This is a genomic window from Streptomyces litmocidini, from assembly GCF_014649755.1.
GTDB lineage: Bacteria > Actinomycetota > Actinomycetes > Streptomycetales > Streptomycetaceae > Streptomyces > Streptomyces litmocidini.
Window position 1 is genome coordinate 28,736 of record NZ_BMTQ01000022.1, and the last position, 17,563, is coordinate 46,298.

The window sequence follows — 17,563 nt, forward strand, 5'->3', positions numbered from 1 at the left end:
GTCGTCGCCCAGAGTTCACCGAGGAGATGCGGCTGGTTCATTTGTCCCGGCGGGCGGAACGGCGCGCGTCGCCCAGAGTTCACCTGGGGGAAAGTGCCGGTTCACATCAGGGGGTGGAACCGGACGCACAGGGGGCCGAACGTGGGAGCGTGGGGGTCCGAAGCCCCACCCGGACCCCGGAGCTTTGCGTAGAGAGGGACATCCATGCGGGACGCGTACCACGAGGAACTGGACTCGATCGGCGAGGGCCTGGTCGAGATGGCCCGGCTCGTCGGGTCGGCGATCGGGCGCGCCACGACGGCGATGCTCGACGCGGACCTCAAGCTCGCGGAGAGCGTGATCGCGGCGGACCAGAAGGTCGACGACCTCCAGCACGACCTGGAGGCGCGGGCGATAGCGCTGCTGGCCCGGCAGCAGCCGGTGGCGACGGATCTGCGGATCGTGGTGACCTCGCTGCGGATGAGCGCCGACCTGGAGCGCTCCGGCGACCTGGCGCAGCACGTGGCGAAGCTGGCGCGGCTGCGGTTCCCGGACACGGCGGTGCCGCGGGACCTGCACGCGACCATCCTGGAGATGGGGCAGCTGGCGCAGCGCCTGATGGCGAAGGCGGCGGAGGTCATCATCACGAAGGACGTCGACCTGGCGCTCCAGCTGGAGCAGGACGACGACGAGATGGACCTGCTGCACCGGACGCTCTTCCAGCACCTGATGGACGACCGCTGGAAGCACGGCATCGAGACGGCCGTGGACGTGACGCTGCTCGGCCGGTACTACGAGCGGTTCGCGGACCACGCGGTGTCGGTGGCGAAGCGCGTCGTGTACCTGGTGACGGGGGAGCACGCGGACGAGCTGCAGGCGGCGGACGCGCCGGTGGAGGGCGCGTAGGCGCACGGGCGCCCGTGCGCCGTTGATGCGCCGGTCCGGGCGGGCATGCAATGGGGGGAGGCGAAGTCCGCCTCGAACAGGGAGGGACCCCCATGGCCGATTCCCCCATGCCGACCGACTCCACGCCGGAGCCGCCGCGTGAGGCGGTGTTCCTGCCCGTGCTCGGCGCCTGCGGCTGCGGCTCGGGCTGCGGATGCGGCTGCCAGTCGGGCTCCCCGTGCCAGTGCGGGGGCTGCTCGGGCTGACCGGTGGGCGGGGGTGGGGCGCGGCTTCCGCACCCCACCCCCGCCCCTGTGTCACAGGCCCCCACCGCCCCTGCCCATCGAGCACGCCGACGATCAGCCGCAGCCGGGCGTTCTCCCCGGAGGCGCGGGCCTCCGCGGTCGGTCCCGGTGAAGACCACCGCGTACGCGTCGGTGTCGTCGTGCGGCGCGAAGGCCTGCTCGAAGGCGTTCCGGGCCGGCGGCGTCCGGGGCGGCGGTGAGGGCGAGCGCGCCGCAGACGGCGGCGACGGAACGGCGGAGACGCGCGGGGTCCCGTTTCGACGGAGACGACCGGGGGCGCTCCGTCCCGGCCCCTCTCCCCCACCCCACGAGCTGCGCACCGCGGCCGGAAGGTTTCGTCCTCACCCGTCCGGCGCAGGGACGGGCGGTCCTACGGGGTGAAGACCTCTTCGAGACGGTGGACCGCCCCGTCGCCCCCGGTCTCGTACCGGAAGACCAGCCCCGAGTCGGGGTGGGCGTTCACCCAGTCGATCAGCTCCTGCACGCCGATCCGCCGGTTCTCGGTGCCGGCGACGATCGGGTTGGTGGCGGTGACGTACGCGGCCTGGTCGAGGGCCCAGCGGCTCTCCTCACCGGTGACGACGAACGGCCCTCCGTCGGAGTCCGCCGCACCGCACCCCCAAGCCCCGTGCTGCACCACGAGGTTCACCTTGCCCGTACTGCCGTCGAGCTCCTCGATCCGGTAGAGGGCGAACTCGTCGGGGTCGACGTCGTCGGGCCCGGGCGTCGAGTCGACACAGGCGGGTGCGGGCGCGGTGGTCTTGGGCTTCGGTGCGGGCGCGGGCTCGGAGGTCTTCGGGGCGGCCGGCTTCTTCACGGCCGGAGCGACGGTCGGGGCGGCGGTGGGAGCGGCGGTCGGCGTGCCGCCCCCGCCCGATCCGCCCGATCCGGCCGATTCACCCGCCCCGCCCGATCCGGCCGATCCGGGAGCCGCGGTGCTCGCGGCCGGCGCGCTCGGCGCGGCACCACCGGCGGCGGCACCGCCCTGCTGGCACCCGGTGAGCACGGCGGCGAGCGCGCCGGCGGCGAGCGCGAGGACGACGGGTCTGAGACGGTCGGCGTTCATCGGGAAGCCCCTCTTTCACGGGCGGCCGTCCACACGGCCGCCCCCTGGCCGGAACGTAGCAACGCCCCGCTTCCGGGCACAGCTCCTCACCCCGCGATGTCACACACCTGGTACGCCCTCCGGACAGTCCCTGGAACAAGGGGCCCGCGCCCCACGGCTGGACGGCTCCCCCCCCCTCGCCCCTGCCTGCCCTGCGCCCCGACGACGCGTACCGCCCCGGCCGCATGACGGCGCGCCGCCCGTCGACCCGGGCGCCGCGCGGTCCCGTCGTCCTGACGGCCCGCAGGACGGCCCCGCCGCACGAAGAAGCCCCCTTCCCGCGGTCCTTGCCGCGGGAAGGGGGCTTCTTCGTGGGCAGGGTTACTTCTTGCCCTGGTTCTTGATCCGACCTGGGGTGGTATCGGGCTGTTGGCCCCTGACCTGCGGCTCAGCGGTCATGATCTGTCACGGTTGGCCGCCCTCGATCGCCCTTCCACGGCCCAGACACGGCCCAGAGGCCGGCTACTTCCGCTTCTTCTTCGCCTTGCGCTTCTGAACCTCGTAGGAGGACCACTCGCCGCGGTGGCGGTCACACCTGGACGCTCCGATCATGGCAAGGCGCTGACACCGAGTCCCCTTCTGCGTGAGCGCTCCGCACTTGGACTGCGTTCGAGCCACTACTCCCCCTGGTGCCATCAGACGGACAGACCAGCAGAGTGTGTCGAGCGCTCCTGGCTCTGCGGAAGGCGCATGCGGGCGCATGACACCTGTCCGCAGGGGCATTGGGGCGCGCAACAGGTGAGAACACCTCTTTAGGAGTTCGATCGGTCTGACGCCGTCAGGGTCGGGCTACTGCTCGCAGACGCCGCGAGGAGCCGTGGGGGACTGCCGTCATCCACCGTCGTTGATGTCAGCCGTGGATGTCGGCTGCCGCCGATCCGCGAACGGCCGCCGATAGTCCGAGGCGTCCCCGACGGGGGGATAGTCCCTGCCGAACATCACGTAGACGGGGTTCTCGGCGTCTCCGGCTTCCAGCGCCAGGCAGATGTCCACGTCGTGGTTGGCGAACCGGTGCAGGTACTGGACGAACAGCTCCAGCTCCTCATCGGACAGCCGCTCGTCGTGCCGCTCGTTGTGCATGCCGCCCACCCCCATCAACCACTACCGGCCGGGACGGACGATACCCGGGCCGAAACAGACAGGCGGCTCCTGGGCGGCCACCGCTACCGTGCGGGCATGGGGAGAAGGCGAAAAGACTGGCGGGACAGCCTCGGGACACCGAAGACATTCGTCCTGTACCGCACGCCCGACGTGTGGCGCTATGCCATGTACTTCTCCGGCGGCATCGTCGACGGCTACCTCGCTGAGCCCAAGGCTGACAGCGAACTCGCCGAAGCTCAGACAGCCGCACACGACAAGGCCGAGGAACTGGCCGGCCGACCGCTCGCGATCCGCTGGGAGGCAAGCGACAAACCAGGCTGGTGGATGGGAGCCATCACGACTGACGCAGGAGAGTCAGTCTAGGACTGGCTCCGACTGATGGGGATCTCGTAGACGATCTCGCACAGGGCGGCCGGTACGACGATGTCCGCCGTCTCCACAGGACGCCCTTGGTCGCTGTAGTACGTCCGCCGGATGTGCGTGACGAGCGCGGCCTTCTGGATCCCGAGAAGTGAAGCCTCCTCGGCAGTCGCTTGCCGAGGTTCCGGCTGCTCGACGGCATGGCTGACCGTGACGCCGATCTCGGCCATCCGGTTCACAACACCGGCCCCGGCATGCGGCCCGCCCTCGGGAAGGACGACGAGGGTCCCGCCGGTGAGGTCGTACGGCTCCCAGCTCGTGGACAGCTGCACGGGGCGTCCATCGGCGAGGAACTCGTACACCGTCCGGACGCACAGCTCACCCTCATCGATCCCGAGCCGTGCAGCGATCTCCACCGGCGCGGGCACCTTCGCATCGGTCCTGCTCTCCCAGCCGCCCTTCCTACCCACGGCCTTCATGTCGGCCCGGAACGGCGACCCGTCAGGCTGCTCGCGCGCCGCAGACCGAACCATCCGCACCCGGCGCCGGGGCTCGGCCACGTAGGTCCCGGACCCGGCCCGCCCCTCCAACACGCCCTGGGAGATCAGCAACTCCTGGGCCCGACGGACGACGTTCTCGCCCACCCCGCACTCCTGGCCGATCTGGGCCCGAGAGGGCAGCCGGTCTCCAGGAGTCCACTCGTGCTCCGCGATCCGCCGCCGCAGTTCCTCGGCGATGCGGAGATAGGGCGGCTGCTCAGGCATATAGAAAATCTAGTCCACTAGCTCTAATCTAGTTAACTAGCTTCACTCAAAGTGATCGCCGGTGACGGAGGCTGCCCTGTGCCTGCTCCAGAAGTAAGCGCGGAGGCCCTCGCCGCCCGGTTGTCAGCCGTCGGACTCACCACACGCGTGGAAGAGCACCCGCGGCATACATCGATCGAAGCGGAGGTACCGGAGTCCCTCCCCGCCGAGACATGGCGGGAGGTCCTGGAAGTCGTGGCTGCGGCGGACCGATTCGGTCTCCTGGCCACCAGCCTGGGCGGCCGCACGCTCTGGGCCGCCGTGAACAAAGTGGTCCCCGCGACGGGCGTTGTCCGGGGACCTGGCCATCAGCGATAGGAGCTGATCAGCGTGTTCAACCGTATCCGCCGCGCCATCAGGCGCACCAGAGAGCGGTACGCCCAAAGGGCCCGGCACCGCGAGACCTTAACGACCCGCCCGACGCTCGTCCTTCCCATGCCGTCCGACGAACTGACCCTGTTCCTGCTGCAGCTCGGAAACCGCACGGACCTCCTCCCCGGCGAGGAGACGACACTCGTCCGCCCGTACGTCCTGGCCGTCGAGCAGCGCACCCGGCAGAGCTCGCCACCGGTCCCACAGCACCTCCTCGCCCGCACCTGCTTCGCGCCAGCGGAGGCCCACGGATGACCCGCGTCCCCACGGCGGTGACCACGCCCTACTGGTCCAGCGCGTGCCGGATCGGCACGCACCATGAGTGCGCGCACTCCTCCCCGAGGACGGCGCCGATCGGCATCCCGGTCGTCTATGAGGCGTGCGGCTGCTCCTGCCACTCCGCGGACACGGCGCCGGAGGCGGCCTCGTGAACGGCTTTCCTTCGGGCGGCGTACTCGCCTCCCCGGACGAGATCACCACGGCCACGGTGCAGCGCGGCGGCGTGATCCAAATTGGCGGCCAACCGTGCCGAGTAGCTGACCTCCGCCAACTGCCCGCCGGAGCCAAGCGCCTTCTCTTCGAGTCGGGCGAACTCCTGACGATGCACACCCGTACGCGCCTGATCACCTTACGGGTGCTCAGAAGGTGGTGATCGCCCCATGCCGTCCCTCCCCACGCCATCGCCGCCGACCTCAGGACCCAGATCACCGCTGGCCACCTCAAGGCCGGCGAACGCCTCCCTTCGGAGCCCCGACTCGCCACGGATTACAAGGTCAGCACCCCGACCCTGCGCAGCGCCCTGGCGCTCCTCCAGGCCGAGGGCCTGATCGAGAAGATCCACGGCAAGGGCAACTTCGTCCGCCACCCCCTTCGCAGACTTACGTACACGGGAGGCCGCCTCACCCCGGACGCAGACCTCCACGTCACGATCCGCACAACCAACCTCTGAGCACGCGGCGACTTGATCCCCCTACTCAAGGTCCCCTCGCGCACGCCACTGACGGAGTTCCTCTACCTCACTCACCAGAGCGAGTCGCCGCACAGCCTGGCCCGCATCTACGTGCCGCAAGACCTGACGCCGGCCGAACTGCCGTGGTGTCGACCCGGGTGGGCGGACACCCGAGAAACGGTCACGGCCCGACTCCCCACCCCGGAAGAGGCCTCCACCCTCCGGATCAGCTCGACGCTGGCCGTCCTCGCGATCACTCGCGTCTCATCCGACACCACCGGCCGCGTGGTCGAGGCGGCCCGCCTGGTCCTCCCTGGCGACCGCGCCAACGCACTCTTCATCACCCATCACACGACCGAAGGGAGGGGAACGGAAGGATGACAGCCCACAGCGAGTTCCGCCTCCTCCCGTGGTCGGGCCCCGACGGGAAGCCCTGCTACCTGAGCACCGACGACGACAACAGCCACCTGTCCCGCCTGGCCGACAAAACCGAAGCGCTCCACCTCGGCTTGGCAGCTGAGCTCCTGGACTACGTGGCCGACGTACTCGGCCGAGATGAGCTTGACCTGCAAGAGCTGAGCGCGCTGGCAGCGGACCTTACCGAAGCCTTGCGGAGCACACTCCGCGTAGCGGAAAGCCGCGCGCACCGCCTGTTGGCTCCGGCCCCGGACACCTGCGCCGATGTCATCGGCCCCACGCTGTCGGCGGCGGCCTTCGGCTGACGAGCGATACCCCAGCAACAAGGAGGAGCCCCGGACCCAGTCCGGGGCTTCATCCCTGGACTTGTGCACGTATGACTTCCGCAGTTTTAGTGATCCCCGGGTGCCAGCACGAGGCCGCTGGGTCGATCAGGCGCTACGGCGTGCAGAACGAAGACGGTTCCCTTGATTGCCCTGTGCGCCGCAACACCTAGTCACCGAGCTGATTGCCGCGCGCTCGAGCGATGTGCGGAGGCGGCACTCGGGCGGGTGAACCTGCGCTGCCACGTCCGAGATTTGGGGCTCATGGTAACAAAAACCTCATATCACCCCCGAGCCAGGCAAAGAATCAGATCAGCAGACAGGGGGTGGCTTGCCATGTTAAGCATGTGAGTTCAGGTGATCTGCGGGTGGGGAGCGAGCGTGTTTCTTAGTGATCTGGCGAATCTTTGCGGAACGCAGGGAACGTGGGCCGGCCTCATCTCTGAGTCGAAGGGCGTACGCGAAGAACGCGCGCCGAAGGCAAACTACGTCATCCCCGAGATGCGTATCGCGCATGCCAGTAATCCGGTGACCCCCTCCCTCATTCTCATCACAGCGCCAGCTGCCGTGGGAAAAACCACTGCGGCACGTTACCTGAGCCACAAGCTCAAGGCTCCTATCGTCGACCTCTCGACACTTCACGTAGGAAGTAACGCACTTGAAGGCGCATTGTGGAAGTCAATGGGTCCGGGGCAAGCTGGCCGCTTTGTCGAGGAAATGAAAGGCGGGCGAGCGACTCTTATTATCGACGCTCTAGATGAGGCGGAGATTCGATCTGGGTCGGCAAATTTTCAGGCCTTCCTCCGAGACGTCGCAGAGACTGCCTCCGATATGTCGGACAGGCCTGCGATGATTATGCTATCTCGGGCCGAAAGTGCAAGGTCTTTGACCGACCTCTTTAGAGAGCGAGGCCTCCAATACTCCCACTTTGAAATCCTCCCTTTCGGGCGCTTTCAGGCTGAGACGTATTTGGATTCCCGCATGGTTGAGGTGTATGCAGCCTCAGGGAAGGAAGCCGTACATCGCCGATACCAGCGCCCCTATGAAAGGGCGCGGGACACTCTGTTTTCTCTGCTGGCTTCTGTCATCTCTAGCGAAAGCTCGGATATCTGGGAAGATCCGCCTGTTCGAGATTTCCTCGGCTACGCTCCCGTCCTGGATGTTGCAGCAGAATTTCTGGCGGTGGATAATTTCACAACGCTGCATCGAGATTTCTCATCTTCAGGAGCGGCGGAAGGCACAGCGCATTGGCACCTCGTCGCACAGGTAATTGATCACCTATTGGTTCGGGAGCAAGAAAAGTTCGTAACCCAATTTATTGAAACCTCCGAGTTCGAGTCTTTCGGGGATCAGAGGCTGCCAGCCGCGCTCTACACCCCTGAGGAACAGTGCACGCGCCTCCTTGATTACGTCGAGAATATTTCGACTGCGGTAGAGCTTCCAGCAATTCTTCCCGATCGCCTGAGGGAGCCCTATGAAGTCGCCGTTACGGCGCAGTTGGTGAATCACCCCTTCGTGCGGGGCTCTGGATGGTTCAATGTAATCTTCCGTGATTACGTCACTGCACGCTCTCTAGCGAGCGTCACTACCGCAGGCGATTCCGGGGCGGTCATTCGGAGGCGATTGCTCTCCTCTGAGTGGAAGCATTCTCCGATGTTTGCCTATTTCACGCACGCTCTAACGCGAGTTCAAGGGGAGCCAGTCAGCTCGTGTCACTCCGAGCTGTTCGGCGCTCTCTATGAATCTTTCAAGTCGATGTGTATCGCAGGGGAAACTCTTCATTTCACCGCTTCGAGATCCGGAAATAGGATCCTCTCTTCTTACGCGGTATCGTCGAGTTTGCAAGGTGTAGCGCCTACTACCATGGGCCCTCTGGTCTTCGCCTCGCATGAGGGAAATTCGACCTTGACGTTCCCGCGCGAGCTGAGCCATGCGACGATTTACGAGGTTCCGGAGGTGATGCTTGGGGGTGAAGGCAGCTCCTTTAAGTTCGGGCCAAGCGTCTTCATCTCTTGCCACGACCTTCTCGTGATGGCTAGGGATATTCAAGTCTTCGGCACATCGGATGAGTCCGAAATGCCGGTGCTGTTGAACGTTGCAAACCTCATCAGCGATAACGTAAAAATCAGGGTAGAGTCCACGCATCTTCACGTTTTGTGTGATGAATTGACCTACCCTTGGACGCAGTACCAGAAGAAGCTAAACCCTTCCGAGCTTCTTTCGAACGCTCACGAAGCATCAGCGCTTTACCTTGAGATGCGGCGCATTGTTTTGCGATTCAAGGATGCGAAGAAGGGTGAGGCTGCGCTCTACCAGCCATTCGTAGACAATCTCGTGATCGGCGAGAATCGTCGAGCGCGTACGGCCTTAAATTTCCTAGAAAGCATTGGCTGTGTCGAGCTGCGAAACAGTATGTACTTGCTTGACCTTACGGAGTTCGCCAAGCTGGGGATTTCGCGGCCCCAGCTCCGCGATCTTGAAATGTCGGATGCGGTGGTAGCGGTCAGTCGTAGACTCGTCGAGTTCGGGTCGCGATAGCGGCGTTAGCTGAGGAATCGGTACGCTTGACTGCCGCATCGGGCCCTGCCGTTTCCGAGGACGACAGGGCCCGCAGGATGAAGAGTTGCCCTTACTGCGAGCGGGCCGTCGTTTCCGTTCCGCCCTTCGTTAGTTCTTTAAGTTCACCTGGAACTTCGAATAGATTGCGCAGTAGTTGGGTAGTGAAACGAAGTGCCCGTTCTGCAGTTTCTTGGTCCACCCGCTCATCGCTCGCATGAGCGCCCACATTACCGATAGATCTGATGTGGTGGAGCAGCGGCCCAAATGATTGCGTGACGTGGCCGTTGGAGATCAGCTTTTCGATGCTCCTCATGAGAATCTTTTCTCGGATCTCATAGTGAGCTGCGGCAGCTTCCAACGTGCGCCTGAGTTGAACAGCAGCGGCGTCTGGCACTCCGACGCGAAGCACAAGCAGGGCGTCATTGTAATAGCGTGCCACGTCCTCTGGCAGGTGGTTGATGGCTGTCTTGGCGTGAGATGAAGTCGGCACTACCTCGTAGGCTTTGGTGTCATCACTGTCGGGGACCCCGTGACGCACCAAGACGGCGTTGCCGCATGCTGGGCAACCGAGTGTCGCCCAGAACTTGCGCTCGCCCCACTTGTTAACCACTTGCTGGTCGACATTGATAGTCGTGAGTCGAGTATTGGTGAGACCGCACCAAGGGCAGTCTCGGAATGAGTATCGTTCGTCCCAAGGCATGAAAAGAGAATAGTTGGGCGGCAGGAGCTGACGGGCGTCTTTCCGAAAGGTCGGTGGAGCGGGTTTGGCCGGTGGCCTGCCCGGGCTGGGGTCGAGCATGAGTAGGGGGCCGTACGCTGGTTGGCAACTCGGTCAGGCTTTGGGCCTGACCGCAATGTGATCGAGTGGCCCCCTGGTCTTGCTCGACGCGGGTCCCTGACCGGGGAGGTGGCTAAAGCCGTGGAGCCGACCGGTTCCAGTCACAGAGGGGTTTCCCATCAATCTGAGCCGTCAGGCGTGCGGCCGGCGGTCGGGCTGGAGCGGGGGCGGAGACAGGAGCGCAGGCCCGGGCGACGGGCCGCGCGCGCCGCGCCGTGCGCGGCGGGTGCCTTGATGAGGTAGAGAAATCTGTAACAACTCCAGTGCCCTTATGGGTGGATGTACGCGATCGTGGCGTCGTCATGCTGTTTGCTTCGCGGCCATCGGCTGAGGTCGGAGTCGGATGCTTCCGCTTCACGGACCTGCCGGAGCACGTCGTGGGGACCACCGTGGCTGAGCAAGGTCATGTAGCCCTGCCAGTCGGTTGAGCGGAAGGTCGTCGCGAGTCGCCCAGCGCCGTCGGTCAGTAGGGCTGCGCCTTGGACCCGGGATGTACTCTCCGAGCCGGTGCCGGAGCGGGAGAAGGGGTAGCAGAGCCACGCCTCCGCGCGTGAGCACGGGATGCACGCGCTGCGGCACTTCTACGCCTCGGTGCTCCTGGACGCCGGAGAGAACATCAAGGCCCTGGCGGAGTACCTGGGGCACTCCGACCCCGGCCTGACGCTGCGCGTGTACGCGCACCTCATGCCGAGCAGCCGGGAGCGCACCCGAAAAGCCGTGGCTGACGTCTTCGAGGGCGCGTACGCTCCCCGCCACCAAGGAACTGGGGGGCGGGATGAATGACGGGGACGAGACCGAGTACATCACCCTGATCTGCGATGACCCGGCCTTCGATGTCGTGCTCCTCGACTGCGGGCCGCGTGAGGTGGACGTGGTCCGGGCCGTACGTCAGGTGACGGGGCTCAGCCTCTGGCACAGCAGGGTGCTCACGCGTCAGGTTCCCGTCACCGTCCTGGACACCTGGCCCGAGGACCTAGCCGACGATGCCGTCGCCGTACTGCGAAGCGCCGGCGCCTGGGCCGAAGCCAGGCAGAAACCGGAGTCCGCCGAGATTACGGCCCCGTCCCCCTGACGGCCCACAGACGGCCCCGGAGCACGAAGAAGCCCCCTCCCAGCGGAGAAACCGCAGGTAGGGGGCTCTTTCTTGGGTAAGAGTTACTTCTTGCCCTGGTTCTTGACGGCCTCGATGGCGGCCGCCGCGGCCTCCGGGTCGAGGTAGGTGCCGCCCGGGTTGAGGGGCTTGAAGTTCTCGTCCAGCTCGTAGGAGAGCGGGATGCCCGTCGGGATGTTGAGGCCCGCGATGTCGGCGTCCGAGATGCCGTCCAGGTGCTTCACCAGGGCGCGGAGGCTGTTGCCGTGGGCAGCGACCAGGACCGTGCGGCCGGCGAGGAGGTCCGGGACGATCGAGTCGTACCAGTAGGGGAGCATCCGCTCGACGACGTCCTTGAGGCACTCGGTCCGCGGGCGCAGCTCCGGCGGGATCGTCTGGTAGCGGGCGTCGTGGGCCTGCGCGTACTCGCTGTCGTCGGACAGGGCCGGCGGCGGGGTGTCGTACGAGCGGCGCCACAGCATGAACTGCTCCTCGCCGAACTCGGCGAGCGTCTGGGCCTTGTCCTTGCCCTGGAGGGCGCCGTAGTGGCGCTCGTTGAGGCGCCACGAGCGGCTGACCGGGATCCAGTGGCGGTCGGCGGCCTCGAGGGCGAGCTGCGCGGTGCGGATGGCGCGCTTCTGGAGGGAGGTGTGCAGCACGTCGGGCAGCAGGCCGGCGTCCTTGAGCAGCTCGCCGCCGCGCGTCGCCTCCTTCTCGCCCTTGGCGGTGAGGTTCACGTCCACCCATCCGGTGAACAGGTTCTTCTCGTTCCACTCGCTCTCGCCGTGGCGGAGGAGGATCAGCTTGTACGGTGCGTCGGCCATGCGTACGAGCCTAATAGACCGCTGACGATTGACGCGCGTCGTCAATTCGCTGGCGTCCGACGTATGAGATGCGTAAGTTACGAGAGCCGGAAGCAGGGCTTACGCACCACAGGGGGCCGCCACACATGTCCATCGATTCGCTCAGACGATCAGCCCGGGCGACGGTCTCCGGCCTTCCCCAGGGCTTCTGGTGGCTCTGGCTTTCGACCCTGGTCAACCGGACCGGTGCCTTCGTCCTGACCTTCCTCTCCCTCTACCTGACCGTCGAGCTCGGGCACTCCGCCTGGTTCGCCGGACTCGTCGTCGCCCTCCACGGCCTCGGCGGCGTGGCCGGATCCCCGCTCGGCGGCATGCTCACCGACCGCTGGGGCCGCCGGCCCACCATGGTCTCCATGCACCTCGCGGCCGCCGGCTGCGCCCTGCTGCTCGCCTTCGTCACCAGCGCCTGGGGCATCGCCCTCGTCGTGCTCCTCATGGGCGCCGCCATGCAGGCCGTCCGCCCCTCCATCAACGCGACCATCGCCGACATGGTCCCCGCCCACGACGTGCGCCGGGCCTACGCCCTCAACTACTGGGCCCTCAACCTCGGCTTCGCCATCGCCTCCATCGGCGGCGGTGCCGCCGCCTTCCTCGGCTACCGCACCCTCTTCGTCGTCGACGCCGTCGCCACCCTCCTCTGCGCCGTCATCGTCTTCCTCCGGCTCCCCGAGACCCGTCCCGAGGCCGCCGTCGACAAGCAGGGCGAGCCGGTCGCCGAGGAGAAGGTCAGCATGCTCACCGTGCTGCGCGACGCGCCCTTCCGCACGCTCGTCCTCCTCAACCTCCTCGTCTGCCTCGTCTTCACCGCCCCGTGGATCGGCCTGCCCCTCACCATGGCGGGCCAGGGCCTTGCCCCCTCCTCGTACGGCGTCGTCATCGCCGTCAACGGCATCGTGATCGTCGGCTTCCAACTGCTCGTCAACAAGCTGACCGACAAGCGTTCCCCGGTCCTGCTGCTGACCCTCTCCGCCCTCCTCTTCGCCCTCGGCACCGGCGCCACCGCCCTGGCGGGCTCCCCCGTCGCCTTCGCCGCGACCGTGGTCGTCTGGACGGTCGGCGAGATGATCCACGTCCCGACGAACGCCGCCGCCACCGCCCGCCTCGCCCCCGAGCACGCCCGGGGCCGCTACCAGGGCGTGATGGGCATGTCCTGGGCCGTCGCCGGCTTCGTCGCCCCGATCGGCGCCGGCGCGATCGTCGACGGGCCCGGGCCGGACGTCCTCTGGGCCGTGACCACCGCGATCGGCGTCGCCGCCGCCGTCGGGTACTTCACGCGGCTGCGGAGGGCTCTCTCCGAGGAGACCGAGAAGGACTCCGTGCCCGCCGTTCCCGTCGCCGAGGGCCCCGCGCCCTCCGCCCCCGTCGCCGAGGACCCCGCGCCCCCCGCCCCCGTGGCCCAGGCCCCGGTGCCGTCCGCTCCCGTCGCCGAGGGCGCCCCCGCCGAAGGCGCCGCGCCCTCCTCCGTCAGCGCCTGACCCCGGCCGTCCCGTCGTGGGCCGCCCAGCCGGCCAGGGCGAACCCCGTCCCCTCCCTGCGCACTTCGGCGGCGCCCGCCCCGCCGAAGTGCGCGGGGACGACCAGTTCCCCGTCGTCCGCCGCCCGTTCGAGGATCCGGCGGCGGCTGGTCGCCGCCCCCGCCGCGTCCAGGCAGAAACAGCTCGCGCGCGTCGGGTCGAGGATCTGCACGGGGCTGTGGAGGAGGTCGCCGACGAAGACCGCGCGGTCGCTCCCGGAGGCCAGCCGCAGCACGGCGGAGCCCGGCGTGTGACCGGGCGCCGACTCCAGGACGAGGTTCTCGTCGATGCGGTGGGAGCCGTCCCAGAGCGTGACCAGACCGGCGCGGTGCACGGGCGCCACGCTGTCCTCGTAGATCAGCCGGTCCTCCTCCCGGAGGCCGCCGCCGTACGCGTTCGCCGGGCCGAAGTGGAAGTCGTCGGCGGCCGGGAGGAGATAACGGGCGTTCGGGAACGTCGGCGCCCATTCCCCTTCCGCGTCCCGCGTGTTCCAGCCGACGTGGTCCGCGTGCAGATGGGTGTTGACGACGACGTCCACGTCCTCGGGGCCGATGCCCGCCCGCTCCAGACGGCCGAGGAAACCGTCCTGCCGCCGGTGGAAGTGCGGTGAGTGCGGCCGCTCCCGCCCGTCGCCCACGCCGGTGTCGACCAGGACGGTCCGTCCCCCGCTGCGCAGCACCCAGGTCTGCAGCGCCATGACCGCGTCGTCGCTCTCCGGCGCCCAGTGGTCCGGCGCCAGCCACTCCTCGTTGTCCTTCCACACCTCGGGCCCGGCGTCCGGGACGAGGGTGCGGGCGGGCGCGAACGGCCCCTGCCACTCGACGACCCGGATGATCTCGACGTCCCCCAGGACGATGGTCTGCGCGCTCTCGTTCGTCATGCGACCGACAGTAGGGAGGGGCCGGTGAGCCCCTCAATGCTCCAGCCGATCCTCCGGATGCGCAGAACGCTCACCTCCGCTGTCGGCGCTTCGGTACGCTCCCGGCCATGGACGTGGTGAGCGACGCGATCTCGGCCGTACGCGTCGGGCGGCCCTCCTCCGAACGGGTGCGGGTCGGCGGACGCTGGTGCGCGCGGTTCGACCCCTACGACGGAGCGGGCTTCCACGTCGTCCTCAGGGGCGGCTGCTGGCTCCTGCCCGACGGCGGCGAACCGGTCGTGCTCGGCGCGGGCGACGCGGTGCTGCTGCCGCACGGCACCGGCCACGTCATCGCCGACGCGCCCGCCGACGCGGCGACGGTGGCCCGGGCGGTGCCCTTCGACCGGTGGGCCGACGGGAGCCTTCCGCGCCCGACCCGGACGGCCGGTCACGGGCGCGAGGTCGAGATGGTCTGCGGCAAGTACCGGCTCGACCGCAGCCACGTGCACCCGCTCCTCGCGGAACTCCCGCCGCTCGTCCACCTGCCGGCCCGCGCCGACGGCGATCCCGGACTCAGGGGCGCCATCGCCCTCCTGGCGGGTGAGCTGGAGGAACAGCGACCGGGCGCCTCCCTCGCCCTCCCCAGCCTGCTCGACCTGCTGTTCGTCTACATGGTCCGGTCCTGGACGGCCGAGAGCACGGACGGGACGTGGCCCGCGGCCCTGGGCGACCGGGTGGCCGCCGCCGCGCTGCGCGCCCTGCACGCCGATCCGGCCGCGCCCTGGACGGTCGACCGCCTCGCGGCCGCGGCGGGCGTCTCCCGCCCCACCCTGGCCCGTCGCTTCACCGCCCTGGTGGGCCGGCCGCCGATGGCGTACCTCGCCTGGTGGCGGCTGACCCGCGCCGCCGCGCTGCTCCGGGACACCGGCGACCCGCTGGCCGCCGTCGCCCGCCGCGTGGGCTACGGCTCGCCGTACGCCCTGTCCCACGCCTTCCGCCGCGAGTTCGGCATGACGCCGGGTCGGTACCGGGCGGGACCGGGCGTCAGCTCGTGGGCTTCTGCGTCAGGTTCTTGAACGCGTCGAGGTTGCGGGTCGACTCGCCGCGCGAGACCCGCCACTCGTACTCCCGGCGGATCGCCGACGCGAAGCCCAGCTCCAGGAGCGTGTTGAAGTCGCCGTCCGCCGCCTCCAGGACCGAGCCGAGCAGCCGGTCCAGCTCCTCCGGCGTGACGGCGGAGAGCGGGAGCTTGCCGGCGAGGTAGACGTCGCCGAGGCCGTCGACCGCGTAACCCACGCCGTACAGCTTGAGGTTGCGCTCCAGGAGCCAGCGGTGGACGCCCGCCTCGTTCTCGTCCGGGTGCCGGATGACGAAGGCGTTGAGGGAGAGGGAGTGGCGGCCCACCCGGAGCGACAGGGTGGTGAACAGCTTGCGCGTGCCCGGGAGCTTCACGACGTACGAGCCGGGCTCCGGGGACTCCCAGTCCAGCTCCGCTTCGTCGAACGTGTCCTCGATGATCCGCCGAACGTCCTCAGCCATGGTGCGAGCGTACGCGACGGCGGTTCTCGCGCAGCCGGTGGTCGTGCATGGCGGCCGTGTACACGTCCGCCGTGGCCGAGGCCGCCGTGTCCCAGCCGAAGGAGCCCGCGTGCAGCGCCGCCGCCTCCCCCATCCGGGCCGACAGCGACGGGTCCGCCACGAACCGGCCGAGCGCCCGGGCGTAGTCCGCCGGGTCGTGCCCCTGCACGAGGAAGCCGGTCACCTCGTCCCGTACGGCCACGGGCAGACCGCCGACCGCCGCAGCGACGACCGGGGTGCCGGCCGCCTGCGCCTCGATCGCGACCAGGCCGAAGGACTCGCTGTACGAGGGCATGACGAGGACGCTCGCCGCGCGGAACCAGTCGGCCAGACGGTCCTGCCCCACCGGCGGGTGGAAGCGCACGACGTCGGAGATCCCCAGCTTGGCCGCCAGCTTCTGCAGCTGCTCCGGCTTGGCCAGGCCGCTGCCGCTCGGGCCGCCGACCACCGGGACGACCATCCGGGAGCGGAGGGAGGGGTCCTGCTGCAGGAGCCGGGCGGCGGCGCGGAGCAGGATGTCCGGGGCCTTCAGCGGCTGTATCCGGCCGGCGAAGACGGGGACGAACGCGTCCTGCGGCAGCCCGAGCCGGGCGCGGGCCGCGGCGCGTCCGTCGGCGGGCCGGAAGCGGTCGAGGTTGACGCCCGGGTGCACGACCGCGATCTTGCCGGGGTCCGCGTCGTAGAAGCGGGCGAGCTCGTCGGCCTCCTCCGCGGTGTTGGCGATCAGCCGGTCCGCGGCGGCGACGATCTGCGTCTCGCCGATCACCCGGGCCGCGGGCTCGGGCGTGTCGCCCTCGGCGAGCGCGGCGTTCTTGACCTTCGCCATGGTGTGCATGGCGTGGACGAGCGGGACGCCCCAGCGCTCGGCGGCCAGCCAGCCGACGTGGCCGGAGAGCCAGTAGTGGGAGTGGACGAGGTCGTAGTGGCCGGGGCGGTGCCCCGCCCACGCCTGCATCACGCCGTGCGTGAAGGCGCAGAGCTGCGCGGGCAGCTCCTCCTTGGCCAGCCCCTCGTACGGACCGGCGTCCACGTGCCGTACGAGCACGCCCGGCGTCAGTTCGACGACCGGGGGGAGGCCGCCGGTGGTGGCCCGGGTGAAGATCTCCACCTCGATGTCGATGGCCGCGAGCCGCTTGGCCAGCTCGACGATGTAGACGTTCATGCCGCCCGCGTCCCCCGTGCCGGGCTGGTGCAGCGGCGAGGTGTGGACGCTGAGCATGGCCACGCGCCGGGGGGTGCGGTGCCGGCCGGGGAGCCGGAGCCTGGCCGGCGCCGGGTGCCGGTGCCGGGTACCGGCGAACCGGGACACGTACTGGCTCACGTCGGCGGTCCTTCCGCTCGGGGGCCGCTCACGGGCCCCGGGGGCTGGGCTGAGCTGGGCGGGCATGGCAGGTGGAGGGCGTGGGACGTCCTCCAGCCGCGACAACGCCGGAATGGCCCCTTTCATTTCCGACAAAGGGGTGCTTTGCCAATTCGTTGCCGGGGACACCGCCCGGAGCGGGCCCTTTCGGTTCGGGGCGACCGCCCGGGACCGGCCCGCTTCCCGCCCCGGGCGACCGCCCGGAGCCCCTCTCGTTCCGCCCCGGGCGACCGCCCGGAGCCCCTCTCGTTCCGCCCCGGGCGACCGCCCGGAGCCCGTCTCGTTCCGCCCGGGGCGACCGCC

Annotated in this window: 19 protein-coding genes and 2 pseudogenes; 13 read left to right on the forward strand and 8 right to left on the reverse strand. The window is 68.7% G+C overall.

Translation table 11 applies throughout. The features are described from left to right. Window positions 1-204: 204 nt before the first annotated feature. Window positions 205-885, forward strand: a complete 681-nt coding sequence (gene phoU / locus IE180_RS32355) for a phosphate signaling complex protein PhoU (RefSeq protein ID WP_041130440.1) — start codon at window positions 205-207, stop codon at window positions 883-885. Window positions 886-977: 92 nt separating this feature from the next. Continuing rightward, on the forward strand, window positions 978-1,130 hold the full coding sequence (locus IE180_RS32360) for a hypothetical protein (RefSeq protein ID WP_190160509.1): 153 nt from the start codon (window positions 978-980) through the stop codon (window positions 1,128-1,130). Between the two features lie 409 nt (window positions 1,131-1,539). On the opposite strand, the gene IE180_RS32365 is transcribed toward IE180_RS32360, so the two are convergent. Both IE180_RS32365 and IE180_RS32370 read right to left on the reverse strand, forming a co-directional pair. Further along, window positions 1,540-2,235: a hypothetical protein gene (locus IE180_RS32365; RefSeq protein WP_190160510.1), complete on the reverse strand. Its 696-nt coding sequence runs from the start codon at window positions 2,233-2,235 to the stop codon at window positions 1,540-1,542. Between the two features lie 870 nt (window positions 2,236-3,105). Further along, window positions 3,106-3,354, reverse strand: coding sequence for a hypothetical protein (locus tag IE180_RS32370; protein WP_190160511.1), 249 nt, complete (start codon window positions 3,352-3,354; stop codon window positions 3,106-3,108). A gap of 96 nt (window positions 3,355-3,450) precedes the next feature. On the opposite strand from IE180_RS32370, the gene IE180_RS32375 reads away from it, so the two are divergent. Next, window positions 3,451-3,738 carry a hypothetical protein gene (locus IE180_RS32375; RefSeq protein WP_190160512.1) on the forward strand — a complete coding sequence of 96 codons (288 nt, stop codon included), beginning with the start codon at window positions 3,451-3,453 and terminating at the stop codon, window positions 3,736-3,738. On the opposite strand, the gene IE180_RS32380 is transcribed toward IE180_RS32375, so the two are convergent. Beyond that, window positions 3,735-4,499 (reverse strand): GntR family transcriptional regulator, encoded by a 765-nt coding sequence (locus IE180_RS32380; RefSeq protein ID WP_190160513.1) that lies wholly within the window; start codon window positions 4,497-4,499, stop codon window positions 3,735-3,737. The two genes, IE180_RS32375 and IE180_RS32380, sit on opposite strands and share 4 nt — an antisense overlap. Before the next feature lie 78 nt (window positions 4,500-4,577). Between IE180_RS32380 and IE180_RS36885 the strand changes: the two genes are divergently transcribed. The 6 genes and pseudogenes from IE180_RS36885 to IE180_RS32405 all read left to right on the forward strand — a co-directional run bounded on the left by IE180_RS36885 (window position 4,578) and on the right by IE180_RS32405 (window position 9,137). Beyond that, window positions 4,578-4,856, forward strand: coding sequence for a hypothetical protein (locus tag IE180_RS36885; protein ID WP_229861139.1), 279 nt, complete (start codon window positions 4,578-4,580; stop codon window positions 4,854-4,856). A gap of 117 nt (window positions 4,857-4,973) precedes the next feature. Continuing rightward, the gene (locus IE180_RS32385; RefSeq protein WP_190160514.1) at window positions 4,974-5,165 is read left to right on the forward strand and encodes a hypothetical protein; all 192 of its coding nucleotides are present in this window, start codon (window positions 4,974-4,976) and stop codon (window positions 5,163-5,165) included. After that, window positions 5,162-5,341: a hypothetical protein gene (locus tag IE180_RS32390; RefSeq protein ID WP_190160515.1), complete on the forward strand. Its 180-nt coding sequence runs from the start codon at window positions 5,162-5,164 to the stop codon at window positions 5,339-5,341. The genes IE180_RS32385 and IE180_RS32390 overlap by 4 nt, the downstream gene beginning before the upstream one ends. A gap of 248 nt (window positions 5,342-5,589) precedes the next feature. Further along, window positions 5,590-6,240, forward strand: a pseudogene (locus IE180_RS32395) (GntR family transcriptional regulator). Then, window positions 6,237-6,581: a GNAT family protein gene (locus IE180_RS32400; RefSeq protein ID WP_190160516.1), complete on the forward strand. Its 345-nt coding sequence runs from the start codon at window positions 6,237-6,239 to the stop codon at window positions 6,579-6,581. Before IE180_RS32395 ends, IE180_RS32400 begins: the two are co-directional and overlap by 4 nt. 399 nt (window positions 6,582-6,980) lie before the next feature. Then, window positions 6,981-9,137, forward strand: coding sequence for a hypothetical protein (locus IE180_RS32405; RefSeq protein WP_190160517.1), 2,157 nt, complete (start codon window positions 6,981-6,983; stop codon window positions 9,135-9,137). Window positions 9,138-9,228: 91 nt separating this feature from the next. Here IE180_RS32405 and IE180_RS32410 read toward each other — a convergent pair whose 3' ends face one another. Then, window positions 9,229-9,858, reverse strand: coding sequence for a DUF4145 domain-containing protein (locus tag IE180_RS32410; RefSeq protein ID WP_190160518.1), 630 nt, complete (start codon window positions 9,856-9,858; stop codon window positions 9,229-9,231). A gap of 669 nt (window positions 9,859-10,527) precedes the next feature. Here IE180_RS32410 and IE180_RS32415 point away from each other — a divergent pair. Both IE180_RS32415 and IE180_RS32420 read left to right on the forward strand, forming a co-directional pair. Next, window positions 10,528-10,779: pseudogene (locus IE180_RS32415) on the forward strand (tyrosine-type recombinase/integrase); the annotation flags it as partial. Beyond that, entirely contained in the window at window positions 10,772-11,068 is a 297-nt protein-coding gene (locus IE180_RS32420; protein WP_190160519.1) for a ribosomal protein L7/L12, read from the forward strand. The pseudogene IE180_RS32415 and the gene IE180_RS32420, both read left to right, overlap by 8 nt. Before the next feature lie 83 nt (window positions 11,069-11,151). Here the strand turns inward: IE180_RS32420 and IE180_RS32425 are convergent, their stop codons facing one another. Next, entirely contained in the window at window positions 11,152-11,910 is a 759-nt protein-coding gene (locus tag IE180_RS32425; RefSeq protein WP_190160520.1) for a phosphoglyceromutase, read from the reverse strand. Between the two features lie 125 nt (window positions 11,911-12,035). Here IE180_RS32425 and IE180_RS32430 point away from each other — a divergent pair, with 125 nt between their 5' ends. Beyond that, on the forward strand, window positions 12,036-13,424 hold the full coding sequence (locus IE180_RS32430; RefSeq protein ID WP_190160521.1) for an MDR family MFS transporter: 1,389 nt from the start codon (window positions 12,036-12,038) through the stop codon (window positions 13,422-13,424). On the opposite strand, the gene IE180_RS32435 is transcribed toward IE180_RS32430, so the two are convergent. Then, on the reverse strand, window positions 13,414-14,343 hold the full coding sequence (locus IE180_RS32435; protein ID WP_190160522.1) for an MBL fold metallo-hydrolase: 930 nt from the start codon (window positions 14,341-14,343) through the stop codon (window positions 13,414-13,416). The genes IE180_RS32430 and IE180_RS32435 overlap by 11 nt on opposite strands. Window positions 14,344-14,450: 107 nt before the next feature. Here IE180_RS32435 and IE180_RS32440 point away from each other — a divergent pair, with 107 nt between their 5' ends. Continuing rightward, a complete protein-coding gene (locus tag IE180_RS32440) occupies window positions 14,451-15,398 on the forward strand; it encodes an AraC family transcriptional regulator (protein ID WP_190160523.1) in 948 nt (315 codons plus the stop codon). Here IE180_RS32440 and IE180_RS32445 read toward each other — a convergent pair. Next, window positions 15,367-15,861, reverse strand: coding sequence for a type III secretion system chaperone family protein (locus IE180_RS32445; protein WP_190160524.1), 495 nt, complete (start codon window positions 15,859-15,861; stop codon window positions 15,367-15,369). The two genes, IE180_RS32440 and IE180_RS32445, sit on opposite strands and share 32 nt — an antisense overlap. Then, window positions 15,854-17,221 (reverse strand): D-inositol-3-phosphate glycosyltransferase, encoded by a 1,368-nt coding sequence (gene mshA / locus IE180_RS32450; RefSeq protein WP_190160525.1) that lies wholly within the window; start codon window positions 17,219-17,221, stop codon window positions 15,854-15,856. Before mshA ends, IE180_RS32445 begins: the two co-directional genes overlap by 8 nt. Window positions 17,222-17,563: the final 342 nt, after the last annotated feature.